Source organism: Patescibacteria group bacterium (assembly GCA_027858235.1).
Lineage (GTDB): Bacteria > Patescibacteriota > Patescibacteriia > Patescibacteriales > BM507 > BM507.
Genome location: JAQIDC010000072.1, coordinates 21403 through 47112, shown reverse-complemented (window position 1 = coordinate 47112; position 25710 = coordinate 21403). Strand labels below are relative to the sequence as shown.

Genomic DNA, 25710 nt, shown 5'->3' with positions numbered 1-25710 from the left:
ATTTGACTAAAATAACCAAAAAAAGCTATTATTATATTAATATTATTAAAAACATTATATGATAAAAATCAGTTTAGCAGATGAATTAAAAGAACGAGGATATATATATCAATATTCAACAGATAAGTTGGAAGATATTTTGAACGAAAAAGAAAAAAGGACTATTTATCTTGGAGTTGATCCAACTGCTGGTTCTATTCATGTTGGACATCTAGTGGTTTATATGTTGACTTATCACTTGCTTCAGGCTGGGCACAAGGTTATCTTGCTTATCGGTGGTGCTACTGCTTTGATTGGAGATCCTTCCGGGAAAGACATGGAAAGACAATTTCTGAAGGAAGATGATGTGGCTAGAAATGCCCTAAGTTTAACAAAACAAATTGAAGGACTTTTGAAAATTGACAATATTGAAATGGTAAATAACTATGATTGGTTTTCTAAAATGAATGTTATGGAGTTTTTGAGGGAGGTTGGAAAGCATTTTACAGTTAACAATATGATTAAAAAAGAATCTGTTGCCAGAAGAGTGGAGGGAGAAAACGGAATATCTTTTACAGAATTTTCTTATACCTTGCTTCAGGGATATGATTATTTTTACCTAAACCAAGAAAAAAAGTGTGATTTGCAGATTGGTGGTTCTGACCAATGGGGAAATATTGTTTCCGGAGTTGAATTAATCAGAAGAAAAACAGGAAAAGAATCCTTTGGAATAACCGTGCCACTGCTAGTTGATAAAAATACAGGAAGAAAGTTTGGTAAGAGTGAGGGGAATTCTGTTTGGCTTGATCCAGAGAAAACCAGTCCATATGAATTTTATCAATTTTGGCTTAATTCAAATGATGAAAATTCCATTGAATATTTAAAGCTGTTTACAATAATGTCTTTGGAAGAAATTAAAGACATTGAAAATGAAATGAAAAATTATCCAGAGCAAAGAATGGCTCAAAAAAGTCTGGCTTATGAGGTGACAAAGTTTGTTCATGGAGAGGAATTGGCCGGGTCCATTAAAAAAATAGCTGAAATTTTGTTTAGCGGAGAGGGAACTAATAATTTGAATGAAGATGAAAAAGAGCTTTTACTAAAAGAAGCACCAAGTTTCAATGTCTATGAAGATATGAGTCTTGTGGATATTCTGGTTGATTCAAAACTTGCCTCAAGTAAGAGAGAGGCTAGAGAATTTATAGAAAATGGAGCTGTTAGTGTTGATAATGATAAAGTTACAGATACAATGTTTAGACTAAATCCCAAACTAACTACAAATACAATTGCGATTTTAAAGAGAGGGAAGAAAAATAAGATTATTTTAAGTTTTTAATTCTTGGTTTACATATAAAAAGCCTACGCAAATCTTTGTGTAGGCTTTTTTCTTTACTGTATTATAGATAGGGTATATTATATAAATATAAATATAAATATTAAGTTATTAATATGGAAAATATTGAAACAACGGAAGTAAAAACAAACAAGAGCAATGTTTTATTATATGTTATAGTAGCCCTTCTTTTAATTAGTAACGTTGTTGCATTTTATTTTTTGTTTTCAGGATTAAATAAAAACAGCGTTGTTGAAAATGTTAATACTAATCTAGATTCAGATGAAGTTGTGCAAGATAATAATGTCGTCGATGAAATTCAAGATGAAGTAGCGACTAGCTCGGAGGATATTGAAGAAGTGAATAGTGATGATGATAAACTAGTTTTAAAGGGAGATGAGATAACCGTAACCTGGAACAAGTGGCCAGTTGTTAGCACTTTTTATGATTTGTTCGATTATAATAAAATCTATGGTTTATTGGAGACTCATAATAACAAAAGTGAGAATAAATATAACCCAATAGCAATTGAAGAATTTTCAAGAATACACACTATATACAAGGTCGGAGTGATTGATAATGGTCCTTATTCAGGAAAAGATTTGTTTATAGTTACTTATAGGCCAGAGGGTCCAGTTCATAGAGATAGTATGAGCCGGGTAGTCAAAGACGAAGGCAGACTAGTTTTGTTAGCTAATTATTCAGATGCTCCGTGGGGAATATATGAAGATTTATACGTGAAGGACAGTGGGACAAAAATATTGAACTACAGCTCCCCAGAAAAAATCCAAATTCCTGATTCGGATATATTTTTAATAAAAAGAGAAGAGGAACCTTTTTTATTAAAAATGAATGTTGATAACCCCAAAGAAATGTTTAGTTATGAGGGAGGAGTTGTTTATAGAGACACGCAAGCAGATTGCTTTTTTACCGAAGAGGGCGATGGGACTATCAGATATTATAATATTGACTCAGCTACTGCTAAACTTGATAAAACTTCCGGAGATATAGCTCCTAGTGTTCCTGCGGTACTAGATATTGTTTGGAAAAATGGTGAGAAAAATATTGATGAGTATATATCAAAGGCAGGCGGATGTAGTTTTGGTACTTGTTATAATTATGTTGATTACGTAGGTATTGATGACTTAGCATTAATAGGAGAAGGCCCATCTGGAAAATATTACTATCTTAAGGACATAGCATTTACTATGGAGGGAAGAGATAAGTCATTGCTCCAAGAAATGTATGACATGTATTATGTCCCAGAGCAAAGTGAGAAGCTGAGCTACGAAGATTTTTTAACAAAAAAACCAATTATATATTGGCAAGACCCTTTTGGGGATTTTATAGAATATAGCAATGCTGCATTTATTCCAATGGCTGAATGTGGTAAGCCTGTTATTTATCTTTATCCAGAGCAGGAAATGAACGTGTCGGTTTGGGTAGAACCAAGTGGTGGATTTACGGTGACAGAACCAGCTTATAACAATGGCTGGAATGTTCGCGCTACACCTGATAGCGATATATATAATTACGGTGATGACAATGTTTATCCTTATCTTTTTTGGGAGGGTTATGGGATGGATTATATTCGTCCAGACGAGGGCTTCGTCGTGAAGAAAGAAAATGTTAAATCATTTTTAGAAGAGAAACTTTCCGAGATGAACTTAATTAAAAAAGAATACGATGATTTTGTAGAATTTTGGTTACCTCGAATGCAAGCTAGTGATTTTTATTTTATAACCTTTATGCCCCAAGTTGATTTTGAGAAGATGGCACCATTAACAGTCAACCCAAAACCAGATACAGTCATTAGAGTCTTTATGGACTTTGAAGGGCTAGATAATTATACTCAAGTTACAGAACAAAAAATTGAAAGAAAAGAAAGGCTAGGATTTACTGTAGTTGAGTGGGGCGGAGCTCTCCATAAATAAAATGGAAAAGATTGGTAAAATAGTTATATATTTTCTCCTTATTCTTTTTTTGATACAAATTGGAATTTTGACAGCTAGGAGTAGTAGTGATTCGGTCGAACAGAAAATATGGCTTTCAAAGTTATTCAAAAATGTAGAGCGAGTGCTTCCGAACCACTATTCGTATTTTTCAAAAAAAGAATTTTTTGATGAGGCCTACCAGAATGCAAAATTGCAAATAAAAAAGCCAGCAGGATTTGTTTCAGGTGGTATTATACCGCATCATCTCATAGTAAAAGATAAAATAGCAGCATTTTTTGCTGGAATAGAGGGCACTTCTTACGAGACCGTTGTTTTAATTGGCCCAAATCATTTCTCGGTAGGGGAGTCTAATATAATTTCCTCAGTTGCAAATTGGAAAACACCTTACGGTGTTCTAGAGCCAGATTTAGAATTGATTGATTTTTTGAGAGATAGTGACATCTTGAAAATAGAAGAAAAACCATTTGTTCAAGAACACTCCATTTCTGGGCTTGTATCTTTTGTAAAAAAAAGTTTTCCAAATGCAAAATTTGTTCCAGTTATTTTGAAAGTAGGGACTAGTGAAAAAGAGTCTGAAGTCTTGGCTAGCGTTTTATCTAAAAGTATTGAAAAAAAGAATGTTCTTGTTATCTCAAGTGTTGATTTCTCTCACTATCAGCCAGTCTCTGTAGCTGATTTTCATGACGAAAAAAGTAGGGCTGTTATAGAAAGTTTTGATTTTGAACGAGTCTATGACCTGGAGATTGATTCTCCTTCATCTATTTATGTTTTGCTTAAATATCTTGATTTGCAGGGCTTTCGACATTCGGAAAATATTTTTTCTACTAATTCTGGAAGATTAGTTGGTCTGCCTGACGAGCCCACGACTAGTCACAATTTATATTATTTTAGCGAAGGAGAAAAGACCGACACTCCTCTAGTAAATTTTCTTTTTTTAGGAGACTTGATGCTTGATCGTCATGTTGCCGAGAGGATTGATGATAAGGGAATTGATTATATATTTGAGAAACTGGCGGGGGATGAGAATAGATTTTTTCAGGGGATAGATGTTGTCGGAGCCAATCTTGAAGGAGTCGTAAGTGATGATGGTGAACATTATATGCCACAAAATATTTTTGATTTTGCATTTGGCCCAGAAAAAATATTTCAAATAAAAAAGTACAATTTCAATTTTTTCAATCTAGCTAATAATCATTTTGCTGATCAAGGAAGACAGGGGGAGGAAGAAACCAGAGAGAACCTAGACAAGCTAGATTTTTCTTATGTTGGTTGTCGAGATAAAGAAATTGGAGAGTGTAGCACGAAAATAATTGAAATCGGTGGAAAAAAAATAGGGATGGCTGGGTTCAGCATGGTATATGGTCTGTTTGACCAAGAGGCAGCTAAGGCAACTATTGAAGAGCTTAGGAGCAAATCGGATTTTGTGATTACCAATGTCCACTGGGGAGTAGAATATCAACACAATTTCAATCAGACACAAAGAATGGTTGGACATGAGCTGATTGATGCCGGATCAGATGTTATTATTGGCCACCATCCACACGTTGTTCAAGGGATGGAAATGTATAAAGGAAAACCGATTTTTTATTCTTTGGGTAATTTTGTTTTTGATCAATATTTTTCCAAGGATACACAAGAGGGTCTTGCAATTGGTATAAGCTATGAGAGCGACAAACTTGCATTATTTCTCTATCCTCTAAAATCAAATATGAGTCAGATTGATTTAATGCTCGGGAAAGAAAAGAATGAGTTTTTGCAAAATTTTATAAGCTGGTCTAGTGGAATAAATCAAATAGAAGAAATTCAAGAAGGACGAATTGTTCTGAAATTAGATAATAATACTAACCAAAACAGCAAGCAGTAGTTTATCCATGAGCAATAACTAAACCCCAGACTTTGTTGGCTCCAGCTTTTTTTAAAACTTTAGCGCACTCATTGAGAGTGGCAGTGCTAGTACTAACATCATCAATAAGTATGATGTTTTTTTTATCTATTTCACTACCGTTCCAGATAAAACTGTTTTTTATGTTATTAAATCTTTCATCTTTATCTAGGGCTGTTTGTGGTTTTTTGAATATTATTCTTTTTAGATTTTCTGCGTTTATTCTTAGTTTAAAATGTTCAGCAACTATTTTTGCTAATTCTTCCGATTGATTGAAGCCCCTCCATCTAAATCTTTTTTTGTGAAGAGGAACGGGAATGACAATATTTTTTGTAAAATTATTTATAATATTTTTTTGTGAACCATGCCAAAAATAATTTTTTTCAGGATCTTCTAAAATTTGAGTAAGCAAGTCAATTAATAGTTGAGAGAGGGGAATGGATAAGCCTTTTACAAGTTTATACTTGTAGGATTTTATTGCTTGAGACAATAATTTATCGTCATAATTTGAGGCAACCAATACTCCGTCAAGAAAGTTGTTATTTTTACATTTTTTACAGAATGATCCGAGAAGATTATTTTTACCGCAAGAAAGGCATTGCTGGGTTTGTTTTATAATAATATCTTTATAGCAATTATTACATATCCACTTGGATTCAATTGAGCAAGACAAGCATTCAATGGGGAAAATTAAATCTAATAAAAAATTACGCCAAATTGTGACGTAATTTTTTGCAGTATTTAAAGCACGACTAAGCATTATTTAAGGTTTATCCTGTGGATTCTACTTGTTGTTTCATCAGTAAAATAAAGATAACTTTCATCTTCACTTATTATTATGTTTGAAATATTGTAATCATTCTCAGGGATAGCTATTATTTTTTTAGCTCCAGTGTTTGTGTCTATCCTGTATAGTTTGTCCACAGTATTTTTAGCAAGTTCTGGGAAAAGACCCGCCCCTTCTTCAAGCTCGTTTGGTACAGCACAATATACTTCATTGGCGCTAGAGAAATTACATTTTTCTGCCCAGGTATCAATACGCAGACTTTTTCTGTTAGAGCCAATATCTTCTCCTTGGGAGTTAACTAGCCATAGAGATGGTTTCATTTCATTGTCGGAAGAATAAACGCTGTAGAGTAGTTGATCACCATCGGGGGACCATTTTGGTTGGAAGCCTCTACCTTCGATAACGGTGGATTTAAAATTCTCGTTATTTTGTCCAATGAAAAATACTTCTTGTCTATTAAAATCTATTCCTTCGGTAAATAGAGCAACAACTTGGTCATTAGGCGACCACGAAGGATAAACATCGTCGGCATTGTTTCCTATCTTATCAATAGTTTTTGCCATTGAACCGTCAGTGTTAGCCACTGCCAAGTATCTATTACTTGGGTCAAGCCCAATACTTTTCATTGTAATTTTGTCACCGCTTGAGGAAAATTGAAAATCTTCCCAATGTTTCGGGAGAGTTACTTGTTTACCTGTTTCGAAGTTGTAGACTATGTTTGAACCGTCTGGATATTCTAGAATAGCTTCATTTCTTTTACTTGACCAAGTAGTTTTTTCAACATTGTGAAAAACTTTATCCGACATTGGAGTAATGTTTCCTTTCGAATCAATATAATAAAACTTTCCATCACTGTTGTCGTAGAATTGAAGTTTTTTTCCATCAGAGCTAAGAACAACATCAGAACTTTCTGTTTTGTTTAACTTAGTCGTTTTTGTTAAGCCTCCTCGAGCTACTTCACTGGCTATTAGTTGGGGAAAATCATTGGTTTTTAAATCCTGAGTATAGTCGTTGTTTGGAGTGCTTACTACATTGGGGTCACCACCTTCATTTGCAATTGGGAGAGATCCAGTGCTCGGGGTGGTGGTGGAGACCTGTTGGGCAACAGGTTCATCCAACATTTGTCGAAAAAAAGTTAAATATAAAAGAAAACCAAGAAAAATAATCAAGGAAGTAAAACCGAGAATCATTAATATTTTTTTTTGATTTTGACTAAGCATTTATTGGGGATTAAAATTTTGCCTCTAATGAGTGAAATATGTTATAATAGCTACAACATATTTAAATATATTATTATTATATAATTTTATATAAATACTGTAAAGTAAAGAAATTAATTATTGCAAATATTTATGGGTTTATTTTCTTCAGTTGATTCATATCTCGGAGTTGATATTGGTAGTTCTGGGATAAAAGTAGTGGAGTTAAAGAAAGAGGGAAGAGGGGCAAAACTTGTTTCATACGGTTTTTCGGAAAACTCAAAAATAAAACCAGGCTTAATGGATGATGTTTCTTATGCTGCCCAGCTTTTAAATAAGGTTTGTAATGATGCTGGTATTCACAATAAGGCTGCTGTTGCTGCTCTGCCAACATATGCTGTTTTTTCTTCTATTCTAAGCCTCTCTAATGTGGCAAACAAAGACATGGCCTCAGCTGTTCACTGGGAGGCTAAAAAAGTTATTCCTCTTCCACTTGAAGAAATGATATTGGACTGGAAAGTGATAGAAGAACCAGAAAAAAAAGATAATAAAAACATAAAAGTTCTTTTAACTGGTGCTCCAAAAACTCTAGTGAAAAAATATGTTGAGATATTTAAGGTAGCACAAATGAACCTGCTTAGTCTTGAAACAGAAACTTTTTCCTTGATAAGATCTCTTATGGGGCATGACAAATCAACAGTAATGATAGTTGAAATTGGAGATAGTACTTCAGATATTACAATAGCTGATAATGGAATCCCTTCTTTTAGCAGGAGTGTAGAAGTGGGAGGGCTTACTATCACTCAAGAGATAAGCGAAAAAGGGTCGATGGAACTAGAGATGGCTGAACAGTTTAAATATGATTTGGGGATAAGTTCTATTAAGAACGAAGATGCAACTATCCCAAAGGTAATTGAGGACGTTATATCACCTGTAGTAAATGAGATAAAATACGCCATTAATCTTTATCAAAATAAGGATAATAAAAAAGTTGAGAAAATAATTTTATCAGGAGGAGGTGCTTTGCTTGTCAATCTTTCCAACTACTTATCCAAGGTATTGGATATAAAGGTTATTATAGGTGACCCTTGGGACAGGATTTCCTACCAAGAAGAATTAAAGCCACTTCTGGGCGAAGTTGGCCCAAAATTGGCTGTTGCAGCTGGACTAGCTCTTAGAAGCATTTATTAAGTAGAAATATGTTTGAGAAACAAGGAGAAAACGACAATTTAGAAGAAAAAAAAGACATATCCAAAGGAGGAGTAATAAAAAACAAGGAGGTCATTGCAGAATATGATGAAGTTTTGAATAAGGAAAATGAAGAAAAAGGAGCCTATATTAGTAAGCTAGAAATGCTAAAGAATAAGCTTGGTTTAGGGGACGGGTTCTCTGCTAGTTCGGGGATAAAAACCAATTTAATCGATAATGATGACGTAGCGACATTTGTTGATTGGAAATCAAATTTGAGTGTGTTTGTAAGTTATTTTCTAGTGTTCCTTTTGCTCCTTAGTGGTAGCTTGGCCTATTTGACGTTTCTTGAAAAAGAAGAGAATAAAAAAGCAAGCATATATGACGAGAATATTTTAAATGCAAAAGAGGGTATTGCAAAAGAAGAATTGTTAGTAGATGAAGGAATAAAATTTCAAGAAAAGATATTTGCCCTTGAATCTTTATTGGATAAACATGTCTATTGGTCAAATTTGTTTTCGTATTTAGAAAAAAATACCCTAGAAGAAGTTAGTTTTAGTGGTTTTTCTGGAGATACAAGCGGGAGTTATGGATTTACATCCAAGGCCAAAGATTCATATTTTATTGCCACCGAGCAAATTAAAATTTATGAAGAAGATGAAAATACTAAAAAAGTTGTTTTCTCATCTATAACCTTAAATGAAGATGAAAAAACAGGTGAAACAAATGTCGATTTTAATCTAAATTTGGAAGTTGATCCAGAAATATTTTATAAAAAATAAAGACTATGAGTAGTGCTTTTAAAAATATAAATAGTTTGAATAAAAGAAAATTTTCCCTTCTTCTATTTAGATATTCAAAATTCCTTACAATTATTTTTCTTTTATTTATATTCATTTTAGGTTATATCTTTATTATAAAACCGAAATACAATAAAATGAAAAGTATTTCAGAGGAGTTAACAGAAATAAAAATAGATGAACTGCAAAAGCTTGAAACTTATTTAGAGCGTTTAAGAATTTTTAATCAATCATATAAAAAAGTTTCCGATTTAGACAGAGAAAGAATAAATAAAATAATTCCCAGCGAAAATGACTACGAAGACCTTGTTATTAGTGTAGAGGATATAATCAAAAACAGGGGTTTAATATTAAATTCCGTAACAATCAATTCAGATGAACAGGCGTCTGGGGCCTCGAGGTCAAGAGCAGTCCCCAAGAGTACTACTAGTACTGCATTGTCTAAGGGAGTAAAAGAAATTGTTTTAAATTTAAGTGTTTCAGAGACCGATTATATGACAATGAAAAATTTAATCTCTGATTTTGAAAAAAATCTTAGATTGATGGATATAAAAAATGTTAGCTACTCAGACGGAGAGGGTGTTAGTTTGGTCTTAAGTGCCTATTATTATAGTTTGTAAATATGATTATTCAAAAAGCAAATAAGAAAAAAATGTATATCAATATCGTAGTTCTTGTTGTTGTTTTTGGTCTAATTGCATATTTATTGATATCTAATTTTGGGTCATTTGGTTCAAGTGAAGAAGAAAATCCCTTAGCAACTGATGCAGGTGGTCCGGTTCCCGTTGTTATTAAGTATAGCAATTTAAAGAAAATAAGCTTAGATATTTTTGAAGATAAAAGATATAAAGATCTAGTTGAAATGCCAGAGGGTTTCCGCCCGAATTTTAAAAAAGGTAATTCTAATCCATTTAGTGCGGAATAAATTGAAAATTATGAAAAATAAAGATATTCTAGACATTTTGGCTGAAAAAGAAATACTCGGCGCAAAGGACGTGATAAGTATAAGAGAAGAAGCTGAAAGTCAGAAAATTTTAATAGAAGATCTTCTGGAAAGAAAAAAAATAATAGACATAGAGGGTTTAACAAAAATAAAAGCAGAGACATATGGGTTTCCCTATAAAAATCTTTTGGACAAGGACTTATCAGATGATGCGCTCCAGACGATTCCTAGTGAGGTTGCCCAAAATTATAAGATAATTTGTTTTGCTAAGGAAGATAAAAAAATTAAAGTTGGAATTATTGATACGAATAATTTCAAAGCGATAGAGGCGGTTGATTTTTTAGCCAAGCGGGGAGGTCTCTTAGCAGAATATTTTTTAATATCAAAAAAAAGTTTCAATTCTGCATTTAAAAAATACAAAATTTTATCGAAAGAATTAACCAGTGCCCTAGAAAGCAAAGAGGAGTCGGAGGAAAAGGAGAAGAAAAAAGAAGAAGATGACTCAGGGGGAATGGAAGAGATAACCAAGAGTGCTCCTGTAGCCAAAATTGTTTCTGTTATTATAAGGCATGCAGTTGAGGGAAAGGCATCAGATATTCATATAGAACCATTGGATAAGGAAACGAGAATTCGGTATAGGATTGATGGTATTCTACATACTTCTTTAGTTTTACCTAGAAATATTCATACGGCTATTGTGGCGAGGGTTAAAGTAATGGCAAATTTGAAATTAGATGAAACTAGAATACCCCAGGATGGTCGTATTAGAATGGCAATAGATGACAAGGAGTACGATTTTCGTGTTTCTATTCTCCCCTTAACCGGTTCTGAAAAGGTTGTAATGAGAATTCTAGATACCAACAAGGGAGCCCCTAGCTTAGTTGACCTTGGTTTTCAGGGACATGCCCTAAGGGTTATTGAAGAAGGAATAAAAAAAACAGAAGGTCTTTTCCTAGTAACAGGTCCAACTGGTTCTGGTAAATCAACAACACTTTTTTCTGTCTTAAGTAGTCTGAATAAAGAAGGAATAAATATATCAACCCTAGAAGATCCCGTAGAGTATCACTTACCTGGAGCAAATCAGTCTCAAGTTAGACCAGAAATAGGATATACTTTTTCAAGTGGTTTACGTTCTTTTTTAAGACAAGATCCAGACATTATAATGGTTGGTGAGATTAGAGATACAGAAACAGCTGAATTATCAATCCATGCCGCCATGACTGGACATTTTGTTCTCTCGACTGTCCACACCATTAGCGCTGTGGGCGCCATTACTAGACTAGTTGATATCGGAGTAGAGCCATTTTTGGTAGGGACAACACTTAGAATAATTGTTTCACAAAGGTTGGCCCGTAAAATATGCGAGAATTGTCGTGAGGAAATTAAAATGACAAAAGAAGTTAGTGAATCCCTAAGAAAAGAATTAAAAAAGATTCCAAGTGATTATGTAAAGGAAATTATTCCAGAATATGATGTAGATAATTTAAAAATGTTTAAAGGGATGGGATGTGTAAAGTGTGGCAATACCGGATATAAAGGTCGTGTCGCTATTTCAGAAGTAATTGATGTTAATAAAAAAATGCAAGAACAAATTTTGGATGGAAAAAAATATTTTTCTACAGAAGAAATAAGAGAAAATCAAAAATATATCACCATCACTGAGGATGGTTTAATTAAAATAATTCAGGGTAAAACTACAATGGAGGATGTTTTGAGGGTTACCCAGGATTAAATAAATATATGTCTATTAATAAAAAAATCTTAATAGTGGAGGACGATGAATTTTTATTGAGTATGTATTCAACAAAGTTTGAAATTGAGGGTTACGAAGTCGTAATGGCTAGCGATGGAGAAATGGGAGTTGAAAAGGCTCAGAAGGAAAAACCAGGTATTATTCTTCTGGATATCATGCTTCCGAATATGGATGGTTTTGATGTTTTGAAAAAGCTAAAAGCAGACACAACAACGAGCGCTATCCCTGTTATTCTTTTGACCAATCTAAGTCAAAAACAAGACGTCGAACAAGGTCTTTCAATGGGGGCCGATGATTATTTAGTAAAAGCACACTTTATGCCTTCCGAGGTGGTAGATAAAATAAATCGCTTATTAGGTCAATAAAATATGGAAGTTGTATCAATATTTTTAAATAGAATATTACTCGCTGGTAAAAAAAAGAGAGCAGCTTCTCTTCATTTAAGCGCTGATAGTGTTCCTATAATTCGAGTTCATAATGAGTTAATAGAGCTTGAAGGGGAAGAGAAGCTTGAAAATGATTTCTTGATGGGTGTTATAAAATCAATTTTATTTGAAGATGAATTGACAATTTTAGGTGAGAAAAAAGAAATAACCATTTCAAAAGACTTGGCTGGAGAGCTTCGGTTTCGCATAAATATTTTTAAACAAAAATCATCATACTCAATTTCTTTTTATTATGTTCCAAATAAAATTAAAACAACAAAAGAGATTAATCTGCCAGAAATAGTTTCTCGTATAGTAGACAGGAAAGCCGGCCTTTTGGTTGTTGCTGGTCCTTATGGTTCAGGAAAAACAGCGACCTGTAGTGCTTTGGTTGAAGAAATAAATAATAATAAAGGCGGACACATAGTAACTATAGAAGAACCAATTGAGAATATTTTCGTTCGCAAAAAATCTCTAATAGAACAAAGACAGATTGGTCGTGATGTAAAAACTGCTGAAGACGCTCTTAACTACTGCTTGAATGACGATGTTGACCTCGTTTATGTTAGTGAATTCAAACAACATTTTGAACTTGCCTTTCCTCTGATGGCCGAACTTTCTTCCGGAAATGCTTTTGTAATACTTGAATTAAATGCACCGAGTTCAGTTCAAGTAATTGAAAAATTAATAAACGCCCTTGAATCAAAATACAATGAAGAAGCCGCCCGTTTTATGCTAGCTGATATTTTGACTGCGATTGTTGTTCAAAAATCATTCTTCAAAAAACCTTCCGGGAGAGCCATGGCTTACGAGGTGATGATAAATAATTCAGCCATCCAATCTTTAATCAGGGAAGGTAGATATTTTCAACTAGACAATATTATCCAAACCTCTAGAAAAGAAGGAATGATAAGTATGAGCAAATCGATTGATGCCTTGATTTATTCTGGGGAAATAAGAGAATCAGAAATCTATTAAATATGTCATTATATAAATACAAAGTATTAGATCCGTCGGGGAAAGCCTTAGCAGGCCTTGTTGATGCTGTTACTGAGGATATGGCGGCCGATACCTTGCGAGAAAAGGGTTATTCGATTGTCTCTCTTTATCTTGAGTCTAGTGGGGAGCAAGCCAAGGGGGCTTTTGTGATAGATAGAGTCAAGCCGAAAGATATGGTTATTTTTTCTCGTCAATTTTCTGTTTTGATTTCAGCTAATGTTGCCATCGTTCAAGCTTTGCGGATATTGGTCGACCAAACAGAGAATATGAAGCTAAAAATGATATTATCTGAAGTTGTTGACGAGATTGATGGAGGATCAACTCTTTCGGGATCTCTAGCAAAGAGGCCTAAGGTCTTTGATAATTTTTTTGTAAATATTATAAAATCTGGTGAAAATTCTGGTAAGCTAGATGAAGTTCTTGATTATTTGGCCAATGAGATAGAAAAAGAATACGACATGATAAGCAAAGTTAAAGGAGCAATGATCTACCCAGCCTTCGTTATGGCGGGACTTGGCACCGTCGGGATTGTTATGATGGTTTTTGTTGTTCCTAAGTTAACAACAGTTCTTGAGGAGAGTGGAGGAGAGCTACCCATGGCTACAAAAATTCTTATTGCCACCTCAAGTGTCCTGCAGAATTATTGGTGGTTAATTATTATTTTGTTATTGGGAGCATTTTTTGGCTTAAAAGCATTTCTCAGAACAAAAGTAGGCAAAACTATTTTTGATAATATTGTTTTAAGACTTCCGATATTTGGAAGACTTTTTAAATTAATATACTTGACTCGCTTTACGCGTTCTTTTAATACTCTTTTAATCGGTGGCGTTACTATGACTCATGCTCTTAAAATTACAGGAGATATTGTAAACAATTCAGTTTATAAAAATTTGATAGATAAAACTATTGTGAGCATCGAAGATGGACATTCTATTTCTAAGGAATTTTCCCAAAGTGATCAAATACCAAAAATGGTTAGTCAGATGATGAGCATTGGTGAAAAAACAGGAAAGCTTGATGTTATTTTAGAAAAAATTACAGAATTTTATACCAGAGAAATTGACAATATTGTGGCCAATTTAATGACTCTAATGGAACCAATTATTATGGTTATCATGGGAATTGGTGTTGGGATAATGGTAGCAGCAATTATTATGCCAATGTATCAAATGGCCGCTTAGCTCATTAGTTCATAGGCTGTTTTAGTATATAACATTTTGTGGTATAATGTGGATAAGTTTTGGAAATTTAAAATTTAGAATTTAGAGCATGAAATTATACTTGCGTTTTAAATTCTAAATTTTAAATTATAAAATTTAATTAATTAAATCCCCATGCTTGTTTATTTAAATTCTAGGATTAAATGAATATAGTATGTAAATTAGCTAGGAGGTGAATTATGAAAAAAATTAATCAAAAAGGTTTTACACTTATTGAGTTGTTAGTAGTAATCGCTATTATCGGATTACTATCAACACTGGCTGTTGTTTCTCTAAATAACGCCAGAGCAAAAGCTAGAGATGCAAGACGTCTATCTGACATCAAGCAAATCCAGACAGCACTGGAGCTTTACTTTACTGACATGAGTCAATATCCTCCAACAGGAGAGTTCGCTACGGGGAGTCCTATTGCGTCATCAAGTATTACCTACATGGGTGTTATTCCGGATAATCCAACACCAAGAACTGACCAAGGCTGTCCTAATGTAGATTACGCTTATTTATCATGTGATGTAGATGGTAGCAACTGTGGCTCATCAGTGATTCACGGTAGTTACACACTACGTTATTGTATTGGTCAAACAGCAGGCTCTGTAACTGGTGCAGTTGTTACTGGTGTAACTGGTCATTATGCTACTCCAGCAGGTATTGTAGACGACTAATAAAAGATTTCGAATTCTATATAAAAAAACCTCCCAACGGGGGTTTTTTTATATAGATAAACTGATAATATACACATGGTGAGGTGTAAAAAATATAATCGCTAGTCTTTCTCCTATCTCTTATTACCTGTTATAATACAAACATGAAAAAATACTTAAGCTATAAGAAAATATTGGATATCTTAATTCAATTTTTTATATTAGAAATATTGTTTTTAACACCATTATTTTTTTCTTTTGTTGTTAAAACAAATAATGTTTTTGAGTTAAATAAATTTATTCTTTTCAAGATTTCTGTAATATTTTTACTATTTTTTAGTTTTATTAGATTTTTTTTCTATGGTAACCCAGAAAGCATAAACTTGTTTTGGGATAAGGTTAAGAAATACAGAATGGCAATCATAATTTTTGTCATATATTTTACCTCTCTATTTGTGTCAACTGTTTTTTCACGATTTTATAGCATTAGCATATGGGGCTCTTATGATAGATTGTTCGGGCTTGAATCAATTGTATTTTTCTTCCTGTTTTTCTGCTTAACCTTTTTAAACCTAAAAGACAAAAGGAGCATCAATCGGGGGCTCATTGCATTGATATTTTCTTCATTTTTTGTGTCCACCTATGCCATTGCTCAAGCTTTTGGTCTCGACCCTTTTCGTTGGATCGAATCTACAGAGCTAAGAGTGACGTCGACTTTCGGTCAACCAAATTTCTTGGGTGCATTCCTTCTCCTTGTAATTCCGTTGAATATATATTTATTTAGAGAAACAAAACAATATTTTAGATATTTCTATCTTCTAGTATTATTTTTAAATATTCTTTCTCTCGGCTATACATATAGCATAGCTTCTTGGTTGGGATTTTTATTTGGACTTTTTCTTTTGGGATTGTATTTTATTTATAATTCAAAACTAAAATTTTTAAACAAAAAAAATCTTACAATTGCAAGTATAATTGTAGTCATTTTATTTTTGTTTATTAGTGCTTCCTCTGTGTTTAAAACAAAAATAAGCTCCGTTTTTAATTTTGAGAACGGAAGCACTGCTGCAAGAGTTGATTTTTGGAAAGCGGGCATTGATGGGATAGGAGAAAAACCATTTTTTGGGCATGGACTCGATTCACAAGGAGAAATTATACCTAAATATTATGAAACGAATTGGGCGGTCCACTCTAGCATTGGGGTTAGACCAAGTAGGGCTCATAATATATTTCTTGATACTTTATTAACAACAGGTATTTTTGGACTTATTTCCTATATTCTTCTTCTCTACTTATTTTTTAGCTTAATAATTGAAAATATTAAAAAAAATAGAGAAAAATTTTTAAATATTTCCCTTGGAATAGCTTTTGCCTCATATTTTGTTTATCTTTTGTTTAATTTTTCATTTATCACATCAGAGATTATCTTTTGGTTTTATTTCGCAATTATTTTATGGATAAATTTTCAAGAGGATGAGAATGAAGATAAGGGACAAAATATAAAAAACGAGAAGAATGTCTTGTTCAAAACTTTATTAAAATTAATGATTGTTTTTTTGTTAATATTTTTCCTTTTTGGACAATTAAGAATAGAAATAAACAAAATAATTGCCGATCAATATTATCTGGAGATTAGACAGGCGAGAGTCAATGAAGAATATTTCAAAGCCCTCCTTTTGTTTGATTACATAAAAGAATTAGAACCAAAAACAAATACCTATGATATAGGTTTCGGCGAGATGCTCGCTGAATGGACTCCAAAGGTAGAAAAATATGGTTTAGTGTATAGTTTTAAGGGGACAGAGTATTTAAAAGAAATAATCAAAAATATAGATAGAGATAAATACGAAGAGAGATTAGCTCGGGCAAACATATATTCTTACCTTTCAAATGGGGATGAAGAATATTTTGCCAAAGCAATAAAGGAATATGAGAATTTAATATTAGATTATCCAGGAATACCCAGAAACTATTATAAGTTAGCTAATATTTATTTTAAAAACAATAAACTAGAAAAAGCTGAAAAGCTATCCAATATTCATTTTAGTAAAATTCCAGATAGAAACAACGAAAATATTAATCGTGACCACCTCCAACAAGTTGAGGGTGAAATTCTTTTAAATAAGATTCTTCTTGGAGAAATAAATGGTAAAAGGGGAGATATTGGTATAGCTGTGAGATATTTTGAAGAAGCTAATCAAATCATTGAGTTGCCGGGAGTCTATAACAAAATGGCAAATTTGTATCAAGAAAAAGGTGATTTTGAAGAGGCTATCTGGTATAATAAAAAGGCAGTGGAAATAGGAGACGGGGGTCATCTTTGGAGCTACTATCTTGCAAAATCATATTTCGAGGCCAGTGATTTTGAAAATGCTTTATTCGAAGTCAATAAATCCCTCGATATCTTCCCTGATTATCAGGAGGCAATCAATCTAAAAAAAGACATAGAGAATAAATGGGGAAAATAACAATAATAAAAACAAGAACAACCCAGTCATCCTCAGCTTGACTGGGGATCCAGAATCTAGAAATATAAAATTAAAACATGGAAAAAATAACAATAATAAAACCAAGAACGGCATTCGATTTTTCTGACCTAAAAGAAATCTGGGAGTATAGAGAACTTTTGTATTTCTTCACCTGGCGTGATTTAAAGGTTCGCTACAAGCAAACAGTAATTGGAGTAGCCTGGGCTATATTCCAGCCACTTATGACCATGATTATTTTTTCGATTTTTTTTGGCAAATTTGCTCAAATGCCATCCGATGATATCCCTTATCCTATTTTTGTTTATGTAGGACTTCTTTTGTGGCAATTTTTCTCTGGGTCAGTAACAGAAATCAGTAATAGCTTGATAAACAATAAAGACATTATTACTAAGGTTTATTTTCCGAGAATAATTTTGCCGATTTCAGCAACCATAACAAAATTTATAGATTTTTTAATAGCATCTGTAATTTTGATTTTTTTAATGATATATTATGGTTACTTGCCTCATTTAAGCGGTTTTTTGATACTTCCCCTGTTATTGTTAATTACTTTTATTGCAGCACTGGGTCTCGGACTTTTTTTAGCAGCGCTCAATGTAAAATATAGGGATGTCAGATATATACTGCCATTTTTTATCCAAATCATGTTATTCCTAACCCCTGTTATTTACCCAGCCTCAATTACAGGTATTTGGTCTTGGTTTCTTGCAATGAATCCAATGACAGGAGTAATAAAGGCAGCTAGGGCCGCTCTTTTGGGTAATTTTCCAATAAACTGGCCACTCCTGGGTATTTCAACAATGGCTTGTTTAATTCTGCTGGCTGTTGGTTATTACTATTTTAGAAAAACAGAAGAATTCTTTGCGGATATTGTTTAGAGTATTCATTATGTGCTATAATGTAGTTATAAATTAACTTAAAAACATGATAAAAAATAGCAATAAAAATCATTTTTTAGTCTTTTCTCTAATAATCTTTTTTTCTTTCTCTGTGAGTATTCTCATTTTTAGTCCAATTTCATTTATTAATATTGCTAAGGCCCTAAATCCATCAGATTACAACAAATTAACAGGAGATTCCTTGGGCGTGGTTGACTGGAATAGATTGGACGCTGATTTTGTAGCAAAGAGTGGTGATACTATGGGTGGAAATATAGACATGGGGAACAATAGAATAACTAATCTAAACAATCCAGCGGTCGATTCTGACGCAGTAAGTAGAGGATCTATGAATACTTCTATCGCAACCGCAATCTCAGCAATTCCTTCTCCAACGTTAGTTGACACATCAGGGAACCCATTGAAAGTAGTTTGTGGAGGAACGGTTCCAGGTTTAACAAATTGGCAAGTTCATACAATTGACGCAGTTTATGTTGATGTAGATACATCTTTAGCTGGTTTTACGACGACACCAAATTATTTTGTCAGTTTAAATGGAAGCGGTTATCACCATAGAACAACTGGATCAAACAGTATCTTTAATCCTGGTTCTTCAACTTTTAGACTTTATGTTATGTATACTGACGGAGCATGGTCTCCTACGGATGCTAATACATGGCAATGGAACATTAGATGGTGCGGAGTTGGTTATTAAAATCTATATTATAAATTTATGAAAAAAAATATAATAATTTTAGTGTTTATTCTATTCCTTGTTTCTTCTTTTTTGTTAGGGTTATTTTTAGGAGAAAAAAAGCAAAAAACAAATTGCCTGCTTGATTTAAAAAAAACAGTTGAGGAAAATGGCTATTTTTCAGACACATTAAATAACGCGCCCGTTACTTCTTTGAGTGGAACGGTTCTGGAAGTTTTTGCTGATCATCTTTTAGTAAAATTTAATCCAGTTTCTCCTTTTTCGTCACCTACGCTAAATGAAAGAAATGTTCTTATTTCTAATAATTCTACGATATATAAAATAGTTTCTAAAGCAGAGGATGAATATAATATGGAAATGAATGAATATCTTGAGAAAATAAAAGCTGAGAATTTTTCACCCGAATCATCTATCGTACCACCTCTGGCATTCATCAAAGATAAAATAAACTTAAACAATTTAAAGGTTGGAAGTAGAATAGATGTTTTCTCTAGCGAAGACGTAAAAGAAAAAAAAGAATTTATTGCAAAAGAAATAATATTAAAATAGTAATTTTAATTGACCTTCAACATCTTATTTAATTATTTATATAAGATGTTGTTTATTTTATGAAAGTTATAGATGTAAATAATTTATCAAAAATATACTATCAGGTTTTAGCGGAATCTAGTTACTTGTCTTTGCGTGATAAATTTTCAAAAATGGTTCTTTCCCCGAAAGATTTTTTAAGCGAAAAAAGAAAAAAAAACTTCATCGCACTTAATAATATAAATTTTCATGTTAACGCCGGCGAGGTTCTTGGTGTAATTGGGCCAAACGGAGCTGGAAAATCGACTCTTTTAAAAATTTTATCAAGAATCACTATGCCAACATCTGGTAATATTTCAATAAAGGGGAGAATTTCCTCTATGCTAGAGGTTGGCACTGGGTTCCATCCCGAGCTAACCGGGAGAGAAAATATTTTTATAAATGCTATTTTATTGGGAATGACCAAGAAAGACGTTTATAAAAAATTAGATGAAATCGTTGACTTTTCTGGAATTGAGAAATTTTTAGATACTCCAATTAAATACTACTCCTCAGGGATGTCTGTTAGATTGGCTTTCTCTATAGCAGCACACCTTGATTCAGACGTTTTGTTAATTGACGAAGTTTTAGCGGTGGGTGATGTAGATTTTCAAAAAAAGTCTTTAAATAAAATTGATAAAATAACAAAAGGAAATGGTAAGACTGTTATTTTTGTAAGTCATGACATGTCTTCAATAAAAAAACTTTGTAATAAAAGTCTTTTGCTTTCAAATGGGGAGGTTTCCTATATTGGGGATACTAATGAGACAGTAGAAAGATATTTAAAAAACAATAAATCAATATCTAAAATAGGCCTCCTTGAAAGAAGTGATAGAAAAGGAAAAAATAATATATTTTTTGCTGGGATAAAATTAAACAAAGGTAATCAAGTCGTTACAGGGGAAGAATTAGAAATTGAAATTAATTATAATTCAAACTTAAAAAATACTTTAAATAATTATAGAGTCGGCATTAAATTTAACAACCAGAATGGCGATTATTTGTTTGCTTGTTTAACGGAGGTTCATAGTGAGATAAAGGGTAAATCCATAGAACCAAAAGGAAAATTAGTTTGCAAAATAGAGAGGCTGCCACTACCTGAAGGAGAATATGTCATTGATTTGTTTTTCGAAGTAAATAAAGAAGTTGAAGATTGGGTAAAATATGCCATTGTTTTTGATGTTAAAAGTGGTAATTTTTACTCTGGAGAATGCCAGTTTCCTAGCGGATATAAAAACAAGGGTGTTTTAGTTGATCATAAATGGGAAATATAAAATCATGAATGATAGTTTTTTTAATAAAATTTTAAGTAAAGCAAGAAGCCTTAAATTCTTATTTAATAGTAATATTATTATTGGTAAAAATGTTTATTTTGGTAAAAGTATTAAATTAGATACCTCTAAAGGTGGGATGATTAACATCGGAGATAATTCTGAATTACACGATTTAGTTAATTTACTTTGTTATGGAGGTGATATAAAGATAGGTGAGAATTCATCCGTTAATCCTTTTTGTGTAGTGTATGGACATGGCGGAGTCGTTATTGGTGATTTTGTAAGGATAGCGGTTCAGACAATTATAATTCCAGCTAATCATTTATATGGCGATCTAAGTAAAAAAATATCGAGACAAGGGATAACAAAAAAGGGAATTCTCATTGAAGACAATGTTTGGCTGGGGGCAAATGTCAAGATTTTGGACGGAGTTAAAATAGGGAGTGGAGCAATCATTGGCGCTGGGGCAGTAGTCAATAAAAATGTTAAAAAAAATTCTGTTTACGCTGGTGTTCCAGCTAAATTTATAAAAAATAGAGAAGATGAAAAAAAATAGAAGAAAGATATTTATAGACCTAGGTGCATATAACGGAGATAGCGCTGAAAAAGCGCTTGAGATATATAATGATTTTGAAAAATTTTATTTGTTTGAACCAACAAAAAATAATTTTTTAATTCTTAAAGAAAAATTTGGAAGAGATCAAAGATTTTTATTATACAATTCAGCTGTAGATATAAAAAATCAAGAGGGAGTAAAGCTTTATTATGGCGACACATACGGGGAAGAAGGGAACTCCTTACTTAAGGAAAAAATAAATTGTGATATTGAAAAATTTGAGCTGGTTAACACAATAAATTTTTCAGATTTTTTATTAAAAAATTTTGAGAAGAAGGATTATCTTGTATTGAAAATAGATATTGAGGGGAAAGAGTATGAAATACTTGAAGACATGATAGAGTCTGGAGCAATTAAATTAATTAACAAAATTTATTGTGAATGGCATTTTAATAGGATTAATATGACCATTGAAGAACACAGGACTTATATAAAAAAATTTAAAAAAAATAATATCAAAGTAGTAGGGAATAATAAAAAAGATGAATTTTTATTACAAGCATTTAAGAGAGATATATTTATTAAAAAATTAAAAGGATGGCTAAGGAATTAAAATTTTCAATTATTTTAGCAAATTACAATAATGCTGCTTTTATTTCAGAGGCCATAGAGTCAGTTCTTGAACAGACCTTCGTGCACTGGGAACTAGTTATAATTGATGACTGCTCTTTTGACGATTCTTTTTCTGTTATTGAAAAATATTTAAATGATGATAGAATAACATTTTTTAAAAATACTTCCAACGTTGGTTATGCCGCCTCTCTAAAAAGAGGGGTGGAGCTCTCTAGCGGTGATGTTGTCGTTATTCTTGATTCTGATGATGCACTAATTAATTCTTCCCTGGAAGAACTGGATAAAGCCTATAAAAAAAACAAAAATATTGGGTTTGTTTATTCTACTTGTTATAACTGTGATGAGCATTTAAATATTGTAGAAATTAATCCCTGGATTGGTGAGATTAAAGATGGCAGCACAAATTTGCATGAGATTAAAGTAGGACATATAAAATCTTTTAAAAAAGACGCCTACTATAAAACTGCTGGATTTGATATTAAGCAAAAAAAATCAGTCGATAGGGATATTATATATAAATTAGAAGAAGTGACAGGCTTTTATTTTATCAATAAACCCTTGTATAAATACAGAATACATACCGGAGGTATATCTCAGAAAAAAAATGCAGTAGAAGCAAAATTATATAACTTAAGAAATAAACTCAACTCTTTTAAAAGAAGAAAAAAAAATAATTTATCAAAAAAAGAGATAACAAGTATTTTGATTGATATTCTTCCATATTATTTGAAGAAGAGAAATTGGGGAAAATTTAAATATTATTTAACAGAAATATTTAAAATTTATCCATACAATTTTAAAGCATGGTTAATTTTTTTGTTTAGGATTGTTAAATTCCCATTTGCAAAAATATTTAAAAAGATATGGATATAAAATTTTCTATTATAATGGCAAGCTATAATAATGCCAATTTTGCGCGAGATGCTATAGAAAGTGTCTTGGCACAAAGTTATCAGAATTGGGAGTTATTGATTGTTGATGATGCTTCAAACGATAGGTCTGCTGTAATAATTAGAGAATATTTAGGAGATAAAAGAATAAAGTTTTTTCAAAATAAAAAAAATCTTGGAGTCGGGGCAACAAAAAGAAAATGTGCTGAAATGGCTACCGGGGATATCTTTGCAGTTTTGGATATTGATGATGTTTTAGATAAGAACGCATTACTTACCATGGAAAGAGAATACAGAGAGAACCCGGAGGTTGATTTTGTATATAGCGATACTTATGAATGCGATGAAAATTTAGCTGTTAAAAGGGTTCTACCATGGGTCGGTGAGCTTGAGAGTGGGAAAACAAACTTACATACTTTCAAAGTTTGCCAGCTAAGAACTTTTAAGAAAGTATTATATAAAAAAACAGAAGGTTATAATCCTGAGCTTAAATCAGCTGTCGATAAAGATATTATATATAAACTAGAAGAAAAAGGTAGGTTAAAATATATAAAAATTCCCTTATATTATTATAGAATTCATCAAAATGGTATCTCAAAAACTCCTGATGTTAATTTGAAAAACCTAGGGAGACTTTCTGGAGTTTTAGCTGAAAGGAATGCTTACAGGAGGAGAAAAAAAAGTGGATTTTGCAATTTAACGAGAAAAGAGATGTCCGTAAAACTGTTAGATGGGTTAAGTCCAGCTATAAGGCTAAAGAAAATTATTTTATTTTTTGAGCTATTTTTTTATTCAATTTACTTATATCCGTTTAATCTTAAAAGGTACAGAATATTTATAAATAACATAATAAAAAAATGAAAATATCAGTAATAATTCCTAATTGGAATGGAAAAAATTTTTTAGGAGATTGTCTTGATTCACTAAGAAAAGTTAATTTTGACAATTTTGATACAATTATTGTTGACAATGGTTCCTTGGATGGTTCTCTCGATTTAATAAGTAATAATTATCCAGAAGTTATTTTAGTCAAGAATAGTGAAAATTTAGGTTTTTCTGCAGCTTGCAATCAGGGAATAAAATATGCATTTGATAATGGAGCAGAAGCAGCTCTCTTGTTGAATAACGATACAGTAGTAGACCCTGATTTTATAACCAAAATGGTTGAGGCTCTAGAAGATGATAAAGTCGGGATAGTTGGTTCTAAAATATACTACTATGACGAACCAAAAAAGATTTGGTTTGCTGGGGGGAGATATATTTGGTGGAGAGTTTCTGGGCAACATAAGCTATGGATGAGAGATGAAAATAAAGTTTTAATTGGGGAAGAGGAAGCAGACTTTATAACTGGCTGTTCAATGCTAATAAGAAAAGAAGTCCTTGAAGACATCGGTTACTTATTTGAGCCATATTTTTTGACGGTTGAAGATTTAGATTTCTCTATTTTAGCAAAAAAAGCTGGCTGGAAGATAAAAGTAGCTCTTGATTCAATGATTTGGCACAAAGTAAGTTTTTCAAGAGATGGGGAATTTTCTTTTTCAAACGGATATTATGGAACTAGAAATAGATTATATTTTGCTTTTAAGAGAATTAATAATTATATAGGCGGTTTTTTTCTATTATTTATAGTTGTCCCGATTAGAATTATTCAGTGGACGATTCAAGGGAAAAATAAAATGGTATATGGTATGATATTGGGAGTGAGAGATTTTTTGCTTGGTAAAATGGGTAAATATAAATAAATGACATATTTAATACTATTCTACATTTTAACTCTCGGCCTTATTATCGGTTCTTTTTTGAATGCATTGCTTTATCGTTTACATGAAGGGGAAACTATAATGGGTCGCTCTTATTGCCCGAAATGCAAAAAACAGATTGCTTGGTATGACAATATTCCAGTTTTTAGTTTTATATTTTTGAGAGGCAAGTGCCGAAAATGTCATGAAAAAATCAGTTGGCAATATCCAGCGGTTGAATTTATAACTGGGATATTGTTTTTATATGCATTTTGGAATATTTTTGAATTTCGAATTTTGAATTTCGATATAGCCTATTTTCTTTCTACTTTTAACTTTCATCTTTTAACTCTCGCTCGCGATTTATTTTTTATCTCAATCATGATTATCATTTTTATCTATGACTTAAAGTGGTATTTGATTCTAGATAGAGTTACCTTGCCGGCCATTGCAATAATATTTGGGATTAATTTATTTCTTGGCTTGTCTTGGACAAATCTTCTAATTGGGGCATTTATTGGTGGGGGATTTTTCTTGGCTCAGTTCATTGTTTCGAGGGGTCGCTGGATTGGGGGAGGGGATATTCGTCTTGGTTTGTTGATGGGTGTGATGTTTTCTTGGCCCATGATTTTACTTGCCATCCTTTTGGCCTATCTTATTGGTTCAGTTATTTCTATTTTCTTGGTTGTTTTTGGGATGAAAAAGTGGGGGTCGGAAGTCCCTCTTGGGATATTTTTGACGACAGCTTCAATTATAACTCTTTTTTGGGGTAATCAAATACTTAGTTGGTATATTGCTTTGTTGTAAAGTATATTTTTATTCTTCATGCCATGACCTTACGCCGTTCTCTTTAGGGCGTTTTTTT

At 32.4% G+C, this 25710-nt stretch carries 25 protein-coding genes and 1 pseudogene; 24 read left to right on the top strand and 2 right to left on the bottom strand.

Annotation, left to right across the window (positions count from 1 at the left end):
• Window positions 1–58: 58 nt before the first annotated feature.
• The 3 genes from tyrS (at window position 59) to amrB (ending at window position 5131) form a co-directional block, all read left to right on the top strand.
• Window positions 59–1315 carry a tyrosine--tRNA ligase gene (gene tyrS, locus PF572_06715; protein ID MDA3840745.1) on the top strand — a complete coding sequence of 419 codons (1257 nt, stop codon included), beginning with the start codon at window positions 59–61 and terminating at the stop codon, window positions 1313–1315.
• Between the two features lie 113 nt (window positions 1316–1428).
• The gene (locus PF572_06710; protein MDA3840744.1) at window positions 1429–3246 is read left to right on the top strand and encodes a hypothetical protein; all 1818 of its coding nucleotides are present in this window, start codon (window positions 1429–1431) and stop codon (window positions 3244–3246) included.
• 1 nt (window position 3247) lies between these two features.
• Window positions 3248–5131: an AmmeMemoRadiSam system protein B gene (gene amrB / locus PF572_06705; GenBank protein MDA3840743.1), complete on the top strand. Its 1884-nt coding sequence runs from the start codon at window positions 3248–3250 to the stop codon at window positions 5129–5131.
• A 1-nt stretch (window position 5132) separates the two neighbouring features.
• Here the strand turns inward: amrB and PF572_06700 are convergent, their stop codons facing one another.
• On the bottom strand, window positions 5133–5909 hold the full coding sequence (locus tag PF572_06700) for a double zinc ribbon domain-containing protein (GenBank protein ID MDA3840742.1): 777 nt from the start codon (window positions 5907–5909) through the stop codon (window positions 5133–5135).
• Window positions 5909–7156, bottom strand: coding sequence for a hypothetical protein (locus tag PF572_06695; protein MDA3840741.1), 1248 nt, complete (start codon window positions 7154–7156; stop codon window positions 5909–5911). The genes PF572_06700 and PF572_06695 overlap by 1 nt, the downstream gene beginning before the upstream one ends.
• A gap of 132 nt (window positions 7157–7288) precedes the next feature.
• Between PF572_06695 and pilM the strand changes: the two genes are divergently transcribed.
• The 21 genes and pseudogenes from pilM to PF572_06590 all read left to right on the top strand — a co-directional run bounded on the left by pilM (window position 7289) and on the right by PF572_06590 (window position 25652).
• Entirely contained in the window at window positions 7289–8326 is a 1038-nt protein-coding gene (gene pilM, locus PF572_06690) for a type IV pilus assembly protein PilM (protein MDA3840740.1), read from the top strand.
• 8 nt (window positions 8327–8334) lie between these two features.
• A complete protein-coding gene (locus PF572_06685; GenBank protein ID MDA3840739.1) occupies window positions 8335–9105 on the top strand; it encodes a hypothetical protein in 771 nt (256 codons plus the stop codon).
• Window positions 9106–9260: 155 nt separating this feature from the next.
• Window positions 9261–9743 (top strand): hypothetical protein, encoded by a 483-nt coding sequence (locus tag PF572_06680; protein MDA3840738.1) that lies wholly within the window; start codon window positions 9261–9263, stop codon window positions 9741–9743.
• Between the two features lie 2 nt (window positions 9744–9745).
• Window positions 9746–10048 carry a hypothetical protein gene (locus PF572_06675; protein ID MDA3840737.1) on the top strand — a complete coding sequence of 101 codons (303 nt, stop codon included), beginning with the start codon at window positions 9746–9748 and terminating at the stop codon, window positions 10046–10048.
• A gap of 10 nt (window positions 10049–10058) precedes the next feature.
• Window positions 10059–11798 (top strand): GspE/PulE family protein, encoded by a 1740-nt coding sequence (locus tag PF572_06670; GenBank protein ID MDA3840736.1) that lies wholly within the window; start codon window positions 10059–10061, stop codon window positions 11796–11798.
• A gap of 8 nt (window positions 11799–11806) precedes the next feature.
• Window positions 11807–12184 (top strand): response regulator, encoded by a 378-nt coding sequence (locus tag PF572_06665; protein ID MDA3840735.1) that lies wholly within the window; start codon window positions 11807–11809, stop codon window positions 12182–12184.
• 3 nt (window positions 12185–12187) lie between these two features.
• Window positions 12188–13222: an ATPase, T2SS/T4P/T4SS family gene (locus PF572_06660; GenBank protein ID MDA3840734.1), complete on the top strand. Its 1035-nt coding sequence runs from the start codon at window positions 12188–12190 to the stop codon at window positions 13220–13222.
• Window positions 13223–13224: 2 nt separating this feature from the next.
• Window positions 13225–14424 carry a type II secretion system F family protein gene (locus PF572_06655; GenBank protein ID MDA3840733.1) on the top strand — a complete coding sequence of 400 codons (1200 nt, stop codon included), beginning with the start codon at window positions 13225–13227 and terminating at the stop codon, window positions 14422–14424.
• A gap of 218 nt (window positions 14425–14642) precedes the next feature.
• A pseudogene (locus tag PF572_06650) lies at window positions 14643–14720 on the top strand (prepilin-type N-terminal cleavage/methylation domain-containing protein).
• A gap of 105 nt (window positions 14721–14825) precedes the next feature.
• Window positions 14826–15125: a hypothetical protein gene (locus tag PF572_06645; GenBank protein MDA3840732.1), complete on the top strand. Its 300-nt coding sequence runs from the start codon at window positions 14826–14828 to the stop codon at window positions 15123–15125.
• A gap of 143 nt (window positions 15126–15268) precedes the next feature.
• Window positions 15269–17572: an O-antigen ligase family protein gene (locus PF572_06640; protein MDA3840731.1), complete on the top strand. Its 2304-nt coding sequence runs from the start codon at window positions 15269–15271 to the stop codon at window positions 17570–17572.
• Between the two features lie 77 nt (window positions 17573–17649).
• Window positions 17650–18471 carry an ABC transporter permease gene (locus tag PF572_06635; protein ID MDA3840730.1) on the top strand — a complete coding sequence of 274 codons (822 nt, stop codon included), beginning with the start codon at window positions 17650–17652 and terminating at the stop codon, window positions 18469–18471.
• Window positions 18472–18517: 46 nt separating this feature from the next.
• Window positions 18518–19186: a hypothetical protein gene (locus PF572_06630; GenBank protein ID MDA3840729.1), complete on the top strand. Its 669-nt coding sequence runs from the start codon at window positions 18518–18520 to the stop codon at window positions 19184–19186.
• A gap of 18 nt (window positions 19187–19204) precedes the next feature.
• Window positions 19205–19735: a hypothetical protein gene (locus PF572_06625; protein MDA3840728.1), complete on the top strand. Its 531-nt coding sequence runs from the start codon at window positions 19205–19207 to the stop codon at window positions 19733–19735.
• Window positions 19736–19794: 59 nt separating this feature from the next.
• Window positions 19795–21027 (top strand): ABC transporter ATP-binding protein, encoded by a 1233-nt coding sequence (locus PF572_06620; GenBank protein MDA3840727.1) that lies wholly within the window; start codon window positions 19795–19797, stop codon window positions 21025–21027.
• A gap of 4 nt (window positions 21028–21031) precedes the next feature.
• Window positions 21032–21583: an acyltransferase gene (locus PF572_06615; protein MDA3840726.1), complete on the top strand. Its 552-nt coding sequence runs from the start codon at window positions 21032–21034 to the stop codon at window positions 21581–21583.
• The gene (locus tag PF572_06610; GenBank protein MDA3840725.1) at window positions 21570–22196 is read left to right on the top strand and encodes an FkbM family methyltransferase; all 627 of its coding nucleotides are present in this window, start codon (window positions 21570–21572) and stop codon (window positions 22194–22196) included. Before PF572_06615 ends, PF572_06610 begins: the two co-directional genes overlap by 14 nt.
• Window positions 22181–23089 carry a glycosyltransferase family 2 protein gene (locus tag PF572_06605; GenBank protein MDA3840724.1) on the top strand — a complete coding sequence of 303 codons (909 nt, stop codon included), beginning with the start codon at window positions 22181–22183 and terminating at the stop codon, window positions 23087–23089. Before PF572_06610 ends, PF572_06605 begins: the two co-directional genes overlap by 16 nt.
• Window positions 23080–23967 (top strand): glycosyltransferase, encoded by an 888-nt coding sequence (locus tag PF572_06600; protein ID MDA3840723.1) that lies wholly within the window; start codon window positions 23080–23082, stop codon window positions 23965–23967. Before PF572_06605 ends, PF572_06600 begins: the two co-directional genes overlap by 10 nt.
• Window positions 23964–24848, top strand: a complete 885-nt coding sequence (locus PF572_06595; GenBank protein MDA3840722.1) for a glycosyltransferase family 2 protein — start codon at window positions 23964–23966, stop codon at window positions 24846–24848. The genes PF572_06600 and PF572_06595 overlap by 4 nt, the downstream gene beginning before the upstream one ends.
• The gene (locus PF572_06590; protein MDA3840721.1) at window positions 24849–25652 is read left to right on the top strand and encodes a prepilin peptidase; all 804 of its coding nucleotides are present in this window, start codon (window positions 24849–24851) and stop codon (window positions 25650–25652) included.
• Window positions 25653–25710 lie beyond the last annotated feature (58 nt).

What these genes read in the sequence shown, in the direction of transcription:
- tyrS (MDA3840745.1), top strand. Translation starts at nt 59, where the DNA reads ATGATAAAAATCAGTTTAGCAGATGAATTAAAAGAACGAGGATATATA.
- PF572_06710 (MDA3840744.1), top strand. Translation starts at nt 1,429, where the DNA reads ATGGAAAATATTGAAACAACGGAAGTAAAAACAAACAAGAGCAATGTT.
- amrB (MDA3840743.1), top strand. Translation starts at nt 3,248, where the DNA reads ATGGAAAAGATTGGTAAAATAGTTATATATTTTCTCCTTATTCTTTTT.
- PF572_06700 (MDA3840742.1), bottom strand. Translation starts at nt 5,909, where the DNA reads ATGCTTAGTCGTGCTTTAAATACTGCAAAAAATTACGTCACAATTTGG.
- PF572_06695 (MDA3840741.1), bottom strand. Translation starts at nt 7,156, where the DNA reads ATGCTTAGTCAAAATCAAAAAAAAATATTAATGATTCTCGGTTTTACT.
- pilM (MDA3840740.1), top strand. Translation starts at nt 7,289, where the DNA reads ATGGGTTTATTTTCTTCAGTTGATTCATATCTCGGAGTTGATATTGGT.
- PF572_06685 (MDA3840739.1), top strand. Translation starts at nt 8,335, where the DNA reads ATGTTTGAGAAACAAGGAGAAAACGACAATTTAGAAGAAAAAAAAGAC.
- PF572_06680 (MDA3840738.1), top strand. Translation starts at nt 9,261, where the DNA reads ATGAAAAGTATTTCAGAGGAGTTAACAGAAATAAAAATAGATGAACTG.
- PF572_06675 (MDA3840737.1), top strand. Translation starts at nt 9,746, where the DNA reads ATGATTATTCAAAAAGCAAATAAGAAAAAAATGTATATCAATATCGTA.
- PF572_06670 (MDA3840736.1), top strand. Translation starts at nt 10,059, where the DNA reads ATGAAAAATAAAGATATTCTAGACATTTTGGCTGAAAAAGAAATACTC.
- PF572_06665 (MDA3840735.1), top strand. Translation starts at nt 11,807, where the DNA reads ATGTCTATTAATAAAAAAATCTTAATAGTGGAGGACGATGAATTTTTA.
- PF572_06660 (MDA3840734.1), top strand. Translation starts at nt 12,188, where the DNA reads ATGGAAGTTGTATCAATATTTTTAAATAGAATATTACTCGCTGGTAAA.
- PF572_06655 (MDA3840733.1), top strand. Translation starts at nt 13,225, where the DNA reads ATGTCATTATATAAATACAAAGTATTAGATCCGTCGGGGAAAGCCTTA.
- PF572_06645 (MDA3840732.1), top strand. Translation starts at nt 14,826, where the DNA reads ATGAGTCAATATCCTCCAACAGGAGAGTTCGCTACGGGGAGTCCTATT.
- PF572_06640 (MDA3840731.1), top strand. Translation starts at nt 15,269, where the DNA reads ATGAAAAAATACTTAAGCTATAAGAAAATATTGGATATCTTAATTCAA.
- PF572_06635 (MDA3840730.1), top strand. Translation starts at nt 17,650, where the DNA reads ATGGAAAAAATAACAATAATAAAACCAAGAACGGCATTCGATTTTTCT.
- PF572_06630 (MDA3840729.1), top strand. Translation starts at nt 18,518, where the DNA reads ATGATAAAAAATAGCAATAAAAATCATTTTTTAGTCTTTTCTCTAATA.
- PF572_06625 (MDA3840728.1), top strand. Translation starts at nt 19,205, where the DNA reads ATGAAAAAAAATATAATAATTTTAGTGTTTATTCTATTCCTTGTTTCT.
- PF572_06620 (MDA3840727.1), top strand. Translation starts at nt 19,795, where the DNA reads ATGAAAGTTATAGATGTAAATAATTTATCAAAAATATACTATCAGGTT.
- PF572_06615 (MDA3840726.1), top strand. Translation starts at nt 21,032, where the DNA reads ATGAATGATAGTTTTTTTAATAAAATTTTAAGTAAAGCAAGAAGCCTT.
- PF572_06610 (MDA3840725.1), top strand. Translation starts at nt 21,570, where the DNA reads ATGAAAAAAAATAGAAGAAAGATATTTATAGACCTAGGTGCATATAAC.
- PF572_06605 (MDA3840724.1), top strand. Translation starts at nt 22,181, where the DNA reads ATGGCTAAGGAATTAAAATTTTCAATTATTTTAGCAAATTACAATAAT.
- PF572_06600 (MDA3840723.1), top strand. Translation starts at nt 23,080, where the DNA reads ATGGATATAAAATTTTCTATTATAATGGCAAGCTATAATAATGCCAAT.
- PF572_06595 (MDA3840722.1), top strand. Translation starts at nt 23,964, where the DNA reads ATGAAAATATCAGTAATAATTCCTAATTGGAATGGAAAAAATTTTTTA.
- PF572_06590 (MDA3840721.1), top strand. Translation starts at nt 24,849, where the DNA reads ATGACATATTTAATACTATTCTACATTTTAACTCTCGGCCTTATTATC.